This window comes from Paenibacillus sp. J22P169 (assembly GCF_059691995.1).
Genome location: NZ_JCAUAO010000001.1, coordinates 1,308,853 through 1,323,568 on the forward strand (window position 1 = coordinate 1,308,853; position 14,716 = coordinate 1,323,568).

12 protein-coding genes are annotated in these 14,716 nt (G+C 43.3%); 4 read left to right on the forward strand and 8 right to left on the reverse strand.

Annotation, left to right across the window (positions count from 1 at the left end; all coding sequences use genetic code 11):
* Position 1: 1 nt before the first annotated feature.
* Complete coding sequence (locus tag AC58QG_RS06110; protein WP_497361209.1) at positions 2 to 2,290, reverse strand: chondroitinase-B domain-containing protein; 2,289 nt, start codon at positions 2,288 to 2,290, stop codon at positions 2 to 4.
* Between the two features lie 365 nt (positions 2,291 to 2,655).
* On the opposite strand from AC58QG_RS06110, the gene AC58QG_RS06115 reads away from it, so the two are divergent.
* The 3 genes from AC58QG_RS06115 to AC58QG_RS06125 all read left to right on the forward strand — a co-directional run bounded on the left by AC58QG_RS06115 (position 2,656) and on the right by AC58QG_RS06125 (position 5,251).
* A complete protein-coding gene (locus tag AC58QG_RS06115; protein ID WP_497361210.1) occupies positions 2,656 to 3,087 on the forward strand; it encodes a DUF1641 domain-containing protein in 432 nt (143 codons plus the stop codon).
* Between the two features lie 21 nt (positions 3,088 to 3,108).
* The gene (locus AC58QG_RS06120; protein WP_497361211.1) at positions 3,109 to 4,290 is read left to right on the forward strand and encodes an NAD(P)/FAD-dependent oxidoreductase; all 1,182 of its coding nucleotides are present in this window, start codon (positions 3,109 to 3,111) and stop codon (positions 4,288 to 4,290) included.
* Between the two features lie 115 nt (positions 4,291 to 4,405).
* Positions 4,406 to 5,251, forward strand: a complete 846-nt coding sequence (locus tag AC58QG_RS06125; protein ID WP_497361212.1) for a helix-turn-helix domain-containing protein — start codon at positions 4,406 to 4,408, stop codon at positions 5,249 to 5,251.
* Positions 5,252 to 5,418: 167 nt separating this feature from the next.
* Here AC58QG_RS06125 and AC58QG_RS06130 read toward each other — a convergent pair whose 3' ends face one another.
* The 7 genes from AC58QG_RS06130 to AC58QG_RS06160 all read right to left on the reverse strand — a co-directional run bounded on the left by AC58QG_RS06130 (position 5,419) and on the right by AC58QG_RS06160 (position 14,192).
* On the reverse strand, positions 5,419 to 7,311 hold the full coding sequence (locus AC58QG_RS06130) for a rhamnogalacturonan lyase (RefSeq protein ID WP_497362792.1): 1,893 nt from the start codon (positions 7,309 to 7,311) through the stop codon (positions 5,419 to 5,421).
* Between the two features lie 279 nt (positions 7,312 to 7,590).
* A complete protein-coding gene (locus AC58QG_RS06135; protein WP_497361213.1) occupies positions 7,591 to 8,574 on the reverse strand; it encodes a YutH/CotS family kinase-like spore coat protein in 984 nt (327 codons plus the stop codon).
* Positions 8,575 to 8,746: 172 nt separating this feature from the next.
* On the reverse strand, positions 8,747 to 10,045 hold the full coding sequence (locus AC58QG_RS06140; RefSeq protein WP_497361214.1) for an NCS2 family permease: 1,299 nt from the start codon (positions 10,043 to 10,045) through the stop codon (positions 8,747 to 8,749).
* A 35-nt stretch (positions 10,046 to 10,080) separates the two neighbouring features.
* Positions 10,081 to 11,223: a GerAB/ArcD/ProY family transporter gene (locus AC58QG_RS06145; RefSeq protein WP_497361215.1), complete on the reverse strand. Its 1,143-nt coding sequence runs from the start codon at positions 11,221 to 11,223 to the stop codon at positions 10,081 to 10,083.
* A 32-nt stretch (positions 11,224 to 11,255) separates the two neighbouring features.
* The gene (locus tag AC58QG_RS06150) at positions 11,256 to 11,465 is read right to left on the reverse strand and encodes a hypothetical protein (protein ID WP_497361216.1); all 210 of its coding nucleotides are present in this window, start codon (positions 11,463 to 11,465) and stop codon (positions 11,256 to 11,258) included.
* 25 nt (positions 11,466 to 11,490) lie between these two features.
* A complete protein-coding gene (locus tag AC58QG_RS06155) occupies positions 11,491 to 12,672 on the reverse strand; it encodes a Ger(x)C family spore germination protein (RefSeq protein ID WP_497361217.1) in 1,182 nt (393 codons plus the stop codon).
* A 17-nt stretch (positions 12,673 to 12,689) separates the two neighbouring features.
* Positions 12,690 to 14,192 carry a spore germination protein gene (locus AC58QG_RS06160; RefSeq protein WP_497361218.1) on the reverse strand — a complete coding sequence of 501 codons (1,503 nt, stop codon included), beginning with the start codon at positions 14,190 to 14,192 and terminating at the stop codon, positions 12,690 to 12,692.
* A gap of 249 nt (positions 14,193 to 14,441) precedes the next feature.
* Between AC58QG_RS06160 and AC58QG_RS06165 the strand changes: the two genes are divergently transcribed.
* The gene (locus tag AC58QG_RS06165) at positions 14,442 to 14,660 is read left to right on the forward strand and encodes a hypothetical protein (protein ID WP_497361219.1); all 219 of its coding nucleotides are present in this window, start codon (positions 14,442 to 14,444) and stop codon (positions 14,658 to 14,660) included.
* Positions 14,661 to 14,716 lie beyond the last annotated feature (56 nt).

Sequence of the window (14,716 nt, forward strand, 5' to 3'; positions counted from 1 at the left end):
CTTACGGTGCAAGCGGTCCTACATTTGCTGTTGTCAGCGATACATTCACTACCGAACTTGTTGCATATTCATCGGCACCAACATCGTTCGTACCTGAGCGGCTTTGGCCGTCCATATCTGTCGTTACAAATGTATACGAACCCGTCGATGCGTTAATTGCTGGGCTTGAACTAGATAGCTTTTGTAACCCGCCTGATGTCGTTAACAGTGGATTCACGTTGTTGATTTCAGCACTAGTTCTAGCCACATTGCTTAACGTGGAACCGTAGCCAATGTTTCCTTGGAACGTTGTATTACTTGTTTTCACCTGATTATACAGCGTACCTGTCGAGTTTTTCACGATATTGTTCGCAATGATACTGTCCACAGGCGCTTGCGTGTAATTCCCTCCGATCACGATACCGGTCGTACTATTTACGATGGTATTATTTACAATTTGTGCGTGATACACTCTCCAGTGCTTGCTTAAATCGGAGCTAGTGTACGTAGTACCATTCGTACCTCCATCGAAATCCCCGCCATCCACATTAATTGCATCTGAATAACCACTGCCAGTTAGATTTTCAAAATAATTATTGAATACTTTGTGGTCATTCGCATACAAACGGATACCGCCGATGCCTGTTTTCACCCCATCACCTAAGAAGAAGTTGCCATAGAAGCTCTGTGCATGTCCATGTCTAGACGAGAGCACGCCTTGGGAGTTACGGAACGTGTTATACCGCACAGTGTTGTTACCACTTTTCACAGAAATATATTCAGGGTCTCCGTCGCAATTTTCAAAGAGATTATACTGAATGGTTGCATAAGCATTCGACATCGAAAGTGTACTCACACCTAATCGTATCGCTTCCATTTCATTCGTTGCGCGAGGTCCGATGTCGTGGAAGTAGTTATATTCGATGGTGTCGTATTGTGAAATTTGAGTAGAAGAACCATCAACCGTAATAAAGTTACCCAAATCATGCTTAGGCCCGAATTCATTATGATCAATGCGATTATGATGGCTATTGGCGCCTCCAATATACAGCCATTTGAGCGAATTCCCATTTTCAGTAAGGGCGAATGTATTACGGGTTACTCGAACATTGTTGCTTTGATCTAACTTCACGGCTGTATTACCTGTGTTCGTAAACCTGAGGCCTTCAATCGTTACGTACGAAGAGTTGGATACTACAAAATAAGCGCCACCCGAAATAATAGCTTGCCCCGTATTCGCAGCTTTAATTGTAATTGGATTGGAAGCCGTACCTGTTTTGCCGCTGATGCTGAAGCTGCTGCCGTTCGTATAGGTCCCATTTGCAAGTACAATCGTTGTACCCGCGGTAGCACTGCTAATTGCAGACGTCAGTTGTGCTGAGGTTGACACATTGACAACCGTACCTCCTCCGCCCGCTTGCGTTGTTGCAGAAGCTGAACTGCTTACGGCAGACGTATTATTGGCTGCATCTTTTGCTTTTACCGTGTAGCTGTAAGAAGTAGATGCACTCAAACCTGAGTCACTGTAAGATGTCGTAGCGGATGAACCCACGAGTGACCCGTCACGGTAAATATCGTAGCCTGAAACACCCACGTTATCTGTTGATGCTGTCCAGCTTAAGTTAATTTGGCTGCTGGATGCTGCCGATGCCGATAACCCTGTTGGGACAGTTGGCGCTTGTGTATCACTAACCGCACTGTCGGTTACCGAAACATCATCATATTCCGCGACGCCATTGGCATAAAACCCTGGTACACCATTTGTTAAGCTGCTATCGGTGCCTTGAACCAATAATGCCCCATTCACATAGCCTTTGACTGAAGTCCCATTCACTTCTAGCTGCAAATTATAAAAGGTAGATGTGTTAGCAGTGAACGGAACCTGCTGAATTGTTGTTGTGGAACCGCTTACTTTTTTATTCAGAACGATATTCCCATTATATAAAACCAGGAAATAGTAGTTATTACTATTCGTATACCGAGCTACAATCCCATTACGAACACTCGTAGATCCCACTTTTACTTTGGCTGAATACGTATAATTCGTCCACGATGAGGTCCCATTGGTCATAATATATGTATTTGATGTGGAAGATGTTTGAGTAGCAACTTTACTTCCATCCGTCGCAATACTCCATGATCCGTTACCGGAAGCATTCGTCCATGCCCCGGATGGGAAGCTGCTGTAAGATTCAAAATTATCACTTAACAATGTTGCAGCGAACGCTGGTGTGGCAAGCGGCAGTAAGGAGAATGAAAGCATACAACTGAGTGCAAAAGGAATGATCTTTTTCGACTTGTCGATTTTCATGTACGTTTGCTCCTTAAGTTTTAATGTTCGTGACTAAAAAAAATATTAATATGAGCCTCCTCTTATGAATGCGCTTTCTTGTTGTCAAAGCAAATTGCCTTGCTGTGTAATTGGTCTATACTTTCCTGCTCAACTCCTTTAATCAATCTAGATATTGCCTTTCTCTAAATCCAACAATTGCCAATCAAGTTAACAACTTCATTATAAAATCAATCCAAAAAAGATAGACTGGGATAATTCTAGGTAGAGTTGTGTTTTATATAGGAGTTGTTCACGAATTTGAAATATCTGCCTTTATAAATTTATTGTCAAAAGGTGTAGAATAATGTAATACGTTTTTTTCTAAGCAAAGGAGGATTTGTCATATGTCACAGACATCATCAGTTCAAGAAGTAGCAGCAACACTTGCTGCTGAACCCAAAACATTAGACGTACTTGACCAATTACTGAAGCCTGAGGTGCAACAATCACTTTCACTTCTGGTCGATAATCTCCCCAAATTAGCTGAAATGGTTACTATGCTAACTAAGGCTTACGACTTCGCGCAAAATGTGGCGACTGACAAAGTACTCATTAACGATTTTGCCCAAGGTATTGGCGAATTCGTAAAACCGGTACAAAAAAAAGCAAAAAACATCGCATCGGCAGCCATTGAAGCTGGTGAACGATCACAAGCTGACGTAGGAACAACCATCGGTCTTTTCGGTATGTTGAAGATGCTGAAAGACCCCGAAGTGCAGAAGACACTTCGTTTTGCACAAGCATTCTTGAACGTACTCGCTGAACGAAAAAATTAATCCGGACAAGGGATGGTAACGATGGCTAAACAAATACTAATTCTTGGCGGCGGTTACGGCGGTCTATTGACTGCGTTAACGGCACGTAAACATTTGACAGCTTCAGAAGCTAACATTACGATCATCAATAAATTTTCAACTCACCAAATCATTACGGAATTACATAGATTGGCTGGCGGCACGATTAAAGAGCAAGCCGTTGCTTTACCTCTTCAAAAGCTGTTAGGCGACAAACACGTGAATATCGTTGTTGATACCATTAAAGAGATTAAGCCGAATGAGAAACAAGTCCTTACCTCCAGTGGCACCGTTCATACGTACGATGCGTTAGTAGTTGCGCTTGGCAGTGAAACGAACTATTTTGGTATCCCTGGGTTGGAAGCGAACAGCTTCATTCTGAAATCAGCTGCTGACGCTAACCGTATCCGGGAGCATGTTGAAGCTCGTCTAGATGCTTACAAAGCATCTGGCAACAAAGCTGATGCGACAATTGTTGTAGGCGGCGGTGGTTTAACTGGTGTTGAGCTTGTCGGTGAATTCGCGGATAAACTTCCTGAAGTTTGCCGCGCGAAAGGCATCGACTTCAATGATATTTCCATCTACTGTGTTGAAGCAGGTCCTGCTATTCTGCCTGTGTTCCCACAAGTGCTCATTGAGCGCGCAGTAACAAGCCTCGAGAAACGCGGCGTGACTTTCTTGACAGGTGTTGCCATCACGGAAGCAACGAAAAATACGGTTGCGCTAAAAAGTGGACAAACGATCGAGTCGAACACGATTATTTGGACAGGCGGCGTCAAAGGCAATCAAGTTGTTGGCAGTTGTGGCATCGCGGAAGATCGCGGCCGCGCTACGGTAACGTCGACCTTGCAATCCACTTCGCATGCAGATATCTTCTTAGCAGGTGATTGCGCAGTTGTCTTCCCTGAGGGAAGTGAAAGACCTTACCCTCCTACAGCTCAGCTTGCATGGCAAATGGGCGAAACCGTTGGATACAACTTGTCCGTTCAATTAAAAGGCGGCGTGATGGAGAAATTCGTACCTGTATTCTCCGGTACACTAGGCAGCCTTGGCCGTAAAGACGGCATCGGCACCATTGGCGGAAAGAATACGCAACTCAAAGGCTTGCCAGCTTCACTCATGAAAGAAGCGAGCAACGTTCGCTATTTATCACATATTCATGGTCTCTTCGCTTTAGCTTATTAATTTCTCAAAGATGCCCCACTGCCAATTGGCTTGTGGGGCATCTTTTTTTTACGATTTATTTTCCTATAAAATCATTTATACTAGTAGTTATCTGGGAAATGGAGGCGTCCATTGTATGACTGAGTTCATGTCCTTTTCTGCCAAAGAAAATCTGATGACCGTCCCTGGAAAGCTGATATCAGGCCATTATCGACAGTCATATGGCTACCAAGTTAAACGGTCCAACGGTACGAAAGATTATTATCTCACCTTGACTTTAAATGGAACTGGACTCTTCAACAACGGTAAAGAAACTTATGAGTGCCTTCAGGATGAGGTTACTTTAATCACACCAGGTACACCCCATTACTATGGAACGCCAGAGAATACCCTGTGGGAATTTTATTGGTGTCATTTTGTGCCTAAGGAAGAATGGTTACCACTGCTCCAGCTGCCAGAGGCGATTAAAGGAATCCGATTAGCTCGTTTTGATTGCGAAAAAGAGTTGCTTCGTTTAACGAGTGCTTTTAATCATTTAATACAATATAACGAAGAAGCCAATCCCTTTGCAGAAAGATTAGCTTTCAACGCGTTGGAGAAAATTCTCCTTCTGATGTCCAAAAGTGCCATGCAAACAGAATACCCGCTGGATTCTCGTGTAAAGTGTACGTTAGAGCTGATTACACAGCATTATAATCGACCTTATACAGTTGCTGAATTGGCTGCTACGGTAAACTTATCTGCTTCAAGGTTCGCCCATCTCTTTAAAAGGCAGACCGGTGAATCCGTCATGGACATGCTAAATAAAATACGACTTCGACAAGCTAGAAAGCTCATAGAAACGACTTCATTAACGATGGCCGAAATTGCTGAGGACGTAGGGTTTAACCATCCCTTCTATTTTTCTCGTCAGTTTTCAGCTTTCTATGGGGTATCACCTGCTGTGTTTAGAAAGCGCATTCAACAAATGCGAATGGAATGAGAAAAACTTCTATCGAAGTCATTCGAGGATGAGCGACCGCGTTTTAAATGTGGTTTTTTTCGCCAATAAGAATTTGTTTTTCCGAGAACCGGAAACTTATAGATTCATATGTGGAAAAAAGAAGCGCCGGAGTTACCCGAACGCTTCTCATTATCTTTCAACCGTTGTTATGGCGTGGTATAAATATTCGGTTGTGTTGGCGTTGCCATACCTGTTCCGAGATAGTAGCTCGTGTGTGGAGGTTGGTTGTAAGCCACATTCTGCCATGCGATGTCTAGACGATATAGTGGATCATGCATTAATGTCCAAAGACGCGTACTTGTTACATACGGCGTTGCGTAGATGCGTAACGCTGTACTGTCCGACTTCCGCCAAATGACCTCTTCACGCCAATCGCCTAACAGATCGGCTTGCAAGCTTGGATTCCCCTTCGTATAGTTATTCGAATTGGTTCCTGTTGCAGTTAATAAAGTCGTTGTATTAAGACTTGTGTAGTTCCATTTATCAATGCGTCCAACCCCATTCGTGCCATCCCAATTATGATCAAGAAGCTCACGAGAAACATCGCCGTCCCACCAGATACCGAAGTTAATGGAGGAAGGGATTGTGGAGCTGATTTTGGTACCATTGATTTGATAAAGCCCGACCCCGTTGCTTGCCCACACTTCTTCGCCGGCATACCGCGGATCAATATCAGCGGCCATGCCTCTTCCCGTATCAGCACCGGTATTCACACCCCATTTGATGGCTCCTGTTCCGGCATTCCACACGGCAGCGCCATAGGCAGCACTAGTGCTTTCCATGACTTTGAATACTTCAAGCCCCGCACTGTTCGGATCCAAATCACCAACATGAAGAGCATCGCCATGACCTAAAGCCGTGTTGTATTTCTTAGCTCCGTTATCATCGATGGTCATCGCACCATACACGATTTCATCCTTGCCATCGCCATCAACGTCAGCCGCTGTTAAGTTGTGGTTCCCTTGCCCAGCATAAGCTGAGTTACCTGAGGTGTTGCTGTCAAATGTCCATAATTTGGATAGTGTTCCACTCCGCCAATTGTACGCTACCAAAACAGTTCTTGTGTAATAACCACGTGCCATGACGATACTCGGCTTTTGCCCATCCAGATAGGCGACCGTAGCTAAGAAACGATCTACCCGATTGCCGTATGTATCGCCCCAATCGCCGACTGTGCCACGTGGTGGATCGTAGCTCGTTGAGGTCAATGCTTTTCCTGTCGACCCTTCAAATATGGTTAAAAATTCAGGTCCACTCAGAACTCTTCCCACACTGTTTCGATAATCTGCCGTTGAGCTGCCGATGACTACCCCAGTGCCATCCTTCGTTCCATCTGCGGTTTTCATGGCGATTTCTGCTTTGCCATCCCCATCTAAATCGTAGACCATGAATTGCGTATAATGCGCACCAGCGCGAATATTTTTACCCATACTAATCCGCCATAACCGCGTCCCGTTAAGCTTATAAGCATCGACAAATACTTCACCTGTATAACCATCTTGTGAATTGTCTTTGGAATTCGTAGGATCCCATTTCAAAATGATTTCATATTGACCGTCACCATCCACATCACCAACACTTGCATCATTGGCGTTGTAGGTATAGCTGACACCGTCTGGTGTAGTTCCGCCTGCAGGTTTTTGTAATGGTACATCCAAATAGTTGTTCGCCCATGGGGTAGCTGCAGCCGATGCTGACTGCTCTACGCCACCTACTACGGCTTTGACCGTGTAGCTGGAGCTCGTTGTTCCAGCGTTATCTTGATAATTCGTGCTTGTCGTGATCGGTGAAGCATTGAGCTTAACACCATTTCGATAGACGTTGAAAGACGTACTCGCTGCCTCTGTACCCAGCAGTCTCCAGCTGACGAGGACGCCTGTGCTTACCTTTACCGCGACTAGACCGCGATCTAACTTTTCCATCTGCCTGGCTACTGCTGCATGCGCGGAAGGTGCTTGGATCCCGAATGAAGTTATGAGGAGCGAGCCCAACGTAAGAATGCATACGGATTTTATAAGATGCTTCACGTTTTTTAACATTTCTACAACCTCCGTGTCGTCAAAAGTAGATTCAATTGCACTTAGCTTCGGGACGTTAACAAACGCCCGTTTCACCTCCCCAATTGAAGTGTCACCATCACGATGATTGCGCTTACATTTCATCTTGTACCTCATTATAACGTTAAATTATCTCAGATTTAATGCAGACAATGGCTAACTTCCTGCACAATACTGCTACTTATTGGCATTTAGATGTCACTAGCAAAATGAAATAACAACAGCCCTGCTCAATTAGCAAGCTGCTGTTGTTTTAAGAACTTACTTTCTATATGATTCAAGTAAAAAAATGGTCTTCTCTTGTTCCTTCTGCAAAATTGCTTTGATTTGATTCACAGACATTTGGTTGAATTTGTCCAAAATCAAGTTCCGGCACAGATTATGTGGAAAAGCCAAATCCAGATACATCAACTTCATCTCATGCGTGTTGAGTCTATTCTGTTTGAGATATGCACGCATGACCCTATCAAAAGCTTGTTCATTCCAAGATGCGAACTTTTTTATCATCGCGTATAATACCCGATTCAAATCTCTAGAAGGAAAGTCTATTCTTACAAACTCCCAATCGATGATATACACACCGAAGGACGCTGTCTGTAAAATATTTTGTGTATGAAAATCATTGTGACTGAGAACAAAATTCGGCTTTTTGTCCTTCCAGGAGAGGAAACAAGCGTTATTCCTAAGTTCTTCTTTCAGATAATGGCCTGTTGTAATATAAAAATCTATATAAGCCATCACCGCTGAACGCCAGGCTTCCTCTCTTAATGAACTGTCTTTTTTCCATCTCTCCAAGTATCGAAGAGCTTCCTCGTACTCCCGCTCCCATCTGACACCGCCAATACATACAGAACTAATGAATGATGGATACTCTCTTGAAATAGCATGCATGTTGCCCAGTATTTCAGCTAACCTAACGGTTTGAGCTAAGCTTGTTAGTGGATAAGAAACACCATAAATCCATTGCTGTAAGACATACCTATCTCCTTTATAGATCAAATATTTCGTATTCGTACTAGTAGAATATACGGTTGGAATCTGAATACCTCGGTTTCTTAGAAAGTCTTCTGCTTCCAGCATAAATTGCAAACGATGCTCATCGGTACATATTCTTTTCAAAATATATAGGCCTTGATCTGCAATTACTTTTACAACAAAAGTTCGAGATGTGTCTCGAATAACTTCAACCTGTTGGATCGTCAACGTGTAATTTCTCTCAACGGCTGCTAGAAGTCCATTAAACATCTGCATCACTTCCCGTAAGCCATACTCTTAATAACGTTGTTCTTGTTCTTGATAGTTTATGTCCCTTGTCCACAATGGTTTGGATGAAAGCGGATATAACTATGCCCGATCGAGAGATGCTAGAAAGCAAAAAAAGCAGAACGCCGCGGCGCCTGCTTCAACCTTCTATGTATTAGTGAGTGAAAAATACAATTTGTATAAAAAACAACACCGCAAATAGATAGAAAATAGGATGTACATCCTTCCTTTTCCCCCGTATGACCTTGAGAATCGGATATACAATGAAGCCTATGCCAATCCCTGTCGCGATACTATAAGTCAGTGGCATTAGAACAACGATCAGGAAAGCTGGAAAAGCCTCTTCCAAGTCCTGCCATTCAATTTTACGCAGCACATTCATCATCAGAAAGCCGACAATAATTAAGGTTGGTGCCGTGATTGCCGGGATACTTGCTAGAACCGCTATAATCGGTGAAAACAATAAGGTCAGGGCCAATAAAAGGCAAACCATAACAGCAGTAAGTCCTGTTCTCCCCCCGACTGCAACTCCTGAACTGGATTCGATATACGCTGAGGTCGGACTAGTCCCAAGTAGTGCCCCAGTTGTAGTACCAACCGCATCGGCCAAGAGCGCTCCTCGTGAGCGGGGAAATTTATTGTCCTTGAGGAGACCTGCTTGCTCGGCTACCCCCAGCATCGTACCGGTAGTATCGAATAGCGTGATCAATAAGAAAGTAAAAATAACTGCGTATAAGCCTCCGGAAAAAACACCCTTTATATCGAGTTGGAACGCTGTCGCAACTAATCCTGTAGGGGCTGCAACAAAGGTATCTGGTAAAGCTAAGAGCCCGTACATCCAAGCCAGAACAGCAGTGATCAACATGCCGAAGAATAAATATCCGCGGACTTGATACGCCAACAGGACCAGCGAAATGATGAGTCCAATTAATGTAAGTGCTGTCATGGGCTCTTTCAAATTGCCTAATGTAAGTAAGGTAGCTGGTGAACCGACGATGATTTTCGCATTTTGTAAACCGATGAAAGTGATAAATAGTCCAATTCCAGCGGTGATTGCGTGTTTAAGACTTGCGGGAATCGCGTCAAGCAAGACATAACGGAATGAAGTGAGCGACAGCACGATGAACAGAATTCCAGCAATAAACACAGCGCCTAAGGCTACTTGCCATGGCACACCATTGCCTCCCACCACGGTAAAGGCAAAATAAGCATTCAACCCCATACCTGGCGCAATCACGATCGGATAATTCGCAAAGAGCCCCATAATAAGAGTTGCTACAATACTCGCAAGTACAGTCGCCATGAATACACCATGGAAATCCATCCCTGTTGTACTTAATATCCCAGGATTCACAATAACAATATAGACCATCGTAAGAAAAGTCGTAACACCTGCCATCAGCTCCGTGGATACGGAAGTCCCTCGCTCTTTCATTTTGAACAATTGATCCATGGTTGTCCTCCTGAGAATGAGTTGCATTAAGTGATTTAACGTGTAGATTCCTTCAGTACTTCTGTGTCATTTGGCGTTACTTTATTGGTTTTATCTAAGATATAGAACAAAACTAGCAACATCAGGGGAATTACAATGCAAAAACTAAGGTCGAACCAAAAATAGTAGGTCTCAAGAATCTCATTATAAACCGTAATATTAGGCGTGCCTGAAATGGTTCCTACCAAAAGCAGCATGCCAATAGGGATTGTCAGCATATGACTCTTCTTCAGCTGAAACAACTCAGCAAGACCAGAGGTGAGTGAGAAAAAGATGAGTAATGTTTTATAAAACACCGATATGAACCATAGAAACGCCATAACCGCCTCTAACCGCTCCAAAAAATGTCCAATTGTTATTTTCTGTGCGAGCACAAAGGTTGGATAGTATTTCGTTTCCATTAAATTAGGGCCTAACACAAGCACACATAGAATCACAATGACAAATAAAATCGTACCACCGATTGCAAAGCCAATCAGAATTGGTTTGGTCAGTGACACCGTACCGATTACATTGGGAACGAGCATAAGTAAAACAACCATTTCTGCAAATGCTGTTGCAAAAGCCATTAGAGCCCCTTTCCAAATCGCGACAATGCCTGCAAATCCAATAGGTCGCAAATTGGCAAGATCCACCTGTGGCATTAATAAAACGAAGAGAATGAATAATAGCAGCATAAACACTGGAAAAAGCAGCTCTCCCATTCGCGCAAATGCTTCAATACCATACTTGTAAGCGATAATAATAACCAAAGTGAAAAGAGCAATGATCGCATTAACCGGCGTTTCTGGCATTAATTGCGTCGTCATAAATTGGCTCATCTCACTCAACAGCGTTAGCAAGCACATGTAAAATTCGAACAAAAATAGAACGATGAACAAACTTCCAATCCAAACTCCCAGCTTTAGTCGGATCACATTAAATAATCTCCGTCTACGAAGTTTGTTCGCAATGCCAGCGAATATACTTGCTGCTACGAATCCGAGGAATATCGCTAACAAACTGGACAACCAAGCATCTTGTTTAGATGAAGCCGCAAGGATGGTCGGCATAATAAGAATCGAATCCCCAATAACCCCAAGAATGATCAAGATCGTAAACTGGCGTACAGATATGCTGGCATTGTCAAATATGTTCATACGAACCTCCTTGTCTTTGCATCCAGCCTCATTTATACAATCCACCCGAACATAAATTTAATAATCCTAAATGGATTCGGAAGAACAACTTCTAAGGTTAACAGTACATACAATCCACTCGATATCAGAAGGAGTATACTGAAAATGACGAACTCGCGTTTATGATTTTGGCGTAATAGCGCAGGTACTTCTAGCCAGAATGTACCTGCTGCTAACGCCAGTACGGCAAGTACAGATGCCATTCCCGACCACGCCCTCTCTGCCTTCCTATTGCATTGTCGAATTTCCTATCGTGCCGGTTTTCCGAATAAATACTTCGATGTTATAGTGCACATTCGTTTGAAGAAACATCTCATCATTCCATGTTTCCTTAACTTCCTTCCAATACGCGGGTTGATCCTTTCCCAGCTGACTTCCAAATCCGATGATATCCGATTTCATGTCCTTCGCCCGTGCAACGACCGCCTCAACATGCGATTGTAAAATTTGTTTCGTTTCTTCCTCAAGACGTTTAATCGTTTGTGAATCCGTCAAATCGATATCTCTGCAATTCCGGTCCACAATATTGGCTTCTGCTCGAATGGATACATTGATTTCAGGTATTCCGCTCAGCACACTTGCTTTCAATTTAGCTTTAGAAGAAGTAATTTCAATTCCTATATAATTTTGCTCAGCACAGGCAATTTCGACGGATGTACTGTCCAATTTATCTGTAATGTCTGTATAGCCTTTACTTTCCTTCTCGTCCAACCATCCTATTAATTTGTCGCCCTTAAAAGCAGCAATACCCGTGTAACGGAAACGGCTAGGCGGTTGAAAATGTTCCACGTTTTTTTTCGAATCTCCCATGGAGGGATCCCCGATTATTTTAATACCTGTTAGCGCGAGCTCAAAGCCTTTCCCTGACAGTTTGTTTAACGTTTCATCCATCGTCATGGCGACAGTCGGAGCCCATGACTTTTGTGAGGTTTGCAAGGATTGCTGCATACTATAGCTAGGCAGCTTCTCGACAGGTGTGTATAATTTCAAAATATTTTCTGCCATTGTGCCTCTTGCAATAACAATATTGAAATCCATACGTAACTCGTTGTCACGAATAGAAGAATCGAGGAAATCTTTAAGACCTCTTTTGGCCAACTCTTCCCCAATTACATATAATTGCAGATGTCCCAAATATACTTTCCGCGGTGCCTCTGCTGTTAATGACCTTGCTGCCTCGAATATCGTTTTACCTCTTCCCTGATAAAGGGTACTTGGTGGTCGATCTCCCCCTCTTCTCTGGACAGATATTTCACTAGGATTAACGACTTGGAACGACACCAAATACTCGCCATCCTTCCAATCAACACCGATGCCAAGTACAATAAGGAGTTCATTCAATTCGCGTCTGCTCCAGCAGCCCGTAAGCATAATCAAGCAGAGCACGATAATCGCTATTTTACATTTCATCCTGAAGCGCCTCCTTACTAACGCCTACGAAACCTATTGCTTCCATCTTTCTGTGATGTCTCAGGACGTTTAAACATTAACCATCTTGGCAAGCGTACAAGCGTATCCTCCAAATCTGCTTTTCTGTAAGGAGAAAACGGAGACATAAAAGGCTCTCCGAAAGAACGAAGAGCACATAAATGAAGCAATAACACAAACATCCCCATGGCAATTCCAAATAATCCAAAGCTGGCTGCTGCACCCATAAACACAAAACGTAGGATACGAATAGGAATAGACATGCTGTATGCTGGTAAGGTAAATGTTGATATCGCTGTTACTGAAACGACAATAACCATCGCAGCCGACACAATCCCCGCTTCCACAGCGGCTTGTCCAATAACAAGTGTGCCAACAACGGATACAGCTTGCCCAATCGCTCGCGGCATGCGAAGACCGGCTTCTCGTAAAATTTCAAAGGTAATTTCCATTACTAGAGCCTCTACAAATGCGGGTAACGGAACACCTTCTCGCTGTGCTGCTAAACCGATTAGCAGCGAAGCTGGCAGCATATCACGATGAAAGGTCGTTATTGCGATATAAATGGATGGAAGCAGCAACGAGATGAAAACCGTGCTAAATCGTAGTAGACGAAGCAGTGTTGCATAGAAGGCACGTTGATAATAATCCTCAGCTGATTGAAAAAAGGTAACGAGTTGTGTAGGAACGAGTAGAATGTTTGGTGTGCCATCTACGAGAATCGCAACTTTCCCCTCAAGTAGCTGAGCTGCCGTGGTATCTGGTAATTCCGAGTTGTAGATTGTTGGAAAAAGTGAAAATTTATTTTCCTCAATCAATTCCTCAATATACCCGCTATCTAAAATACTATCGATGTCGATAGCTTTGAGTCTTGAGCGAACCAGTTCAATAACGGATGGCTTGGCCATTCCATTGATGTACATAATCGTTACGTCCGTTTTTGTTATACGTCCAATGGACATGGTCTCCATCCATAGACTTGGATCCTTGATTTTACGTCTAATTAATGCTGTATTGGTCCGAAGTGTCTCGGTAAAACTTTCCCTTGGTCCACGTACCGCCGTTTGATTCGTTGACTCGCTAACATCTCGTCCCTTCCATTGACGAATGTCAGCACGATAAGCGTGATGTTGGTGATTAAATAATATAATAGCTTCGCCAGAGAGCAAATTTTCGTACAAAGCTGCCATATCCGTCACTGTTTGAATCGAGCCTAATCCAGTGAGGAGCTCTTTGGCAAGTGTTTCTGTAGGCAAACTGTCTCCGTGTGTTTCCTGAGGGATAGCCCTTAACATATGTTTTAACACATCAAAAATATAAGTATTAATTGCCACCGTGTCTGAGAGCCCATCGATATATACGACCGCAGCAGCTACGATCAGAGTACCTTCATCCTGTATCTCGCGAATGACAACATCATCACTACCGCCTAAATCGATCATGATGCGTTCAAGGTTAATTTCAACATTTGGGTCAATAGGAATCGTTGCATCATCAGGCATGATGTTGGTCCCTCCTTATACTCATCCCCTTCCCCATTATGACCATTTGAATTGTGAGATAAACCGTGGTGAGTCAATTCTTGATATGGATAGAAATAAGCCGTTACCAAGCGGTACGGATTAGAATTAGATAAGAATAGGAGTACAACTCATGTTTAGTTCGCATGTCAGTCATAAATGCGAATATACTCAATTAACAACCGAACGATTTGAAGTCCAAGTGACGTTTCAGAAAGAGAGGCGATAATCATGTTGCTGACTTTGACATCTGATGGAGATTTATTTACTGCCGCGCTATCTCAAACGACGGTATCTGTATGGCAGACAGACGCGAATGGTGTTTACTGTGAAGTTGATCGTGGCATCATTGAAGAATTCACACGAATTTCGATAAGAATGAGTACGATTTCCGATGAAATTGCCTTTTACTTCCGTGATGATGGGACTTTGTTTCGCGCTGAAACATAGTTCCCTGCTATAGGTCATGTTATCTACCGGAAACCACTAGCTGTGCATAAAAAAGA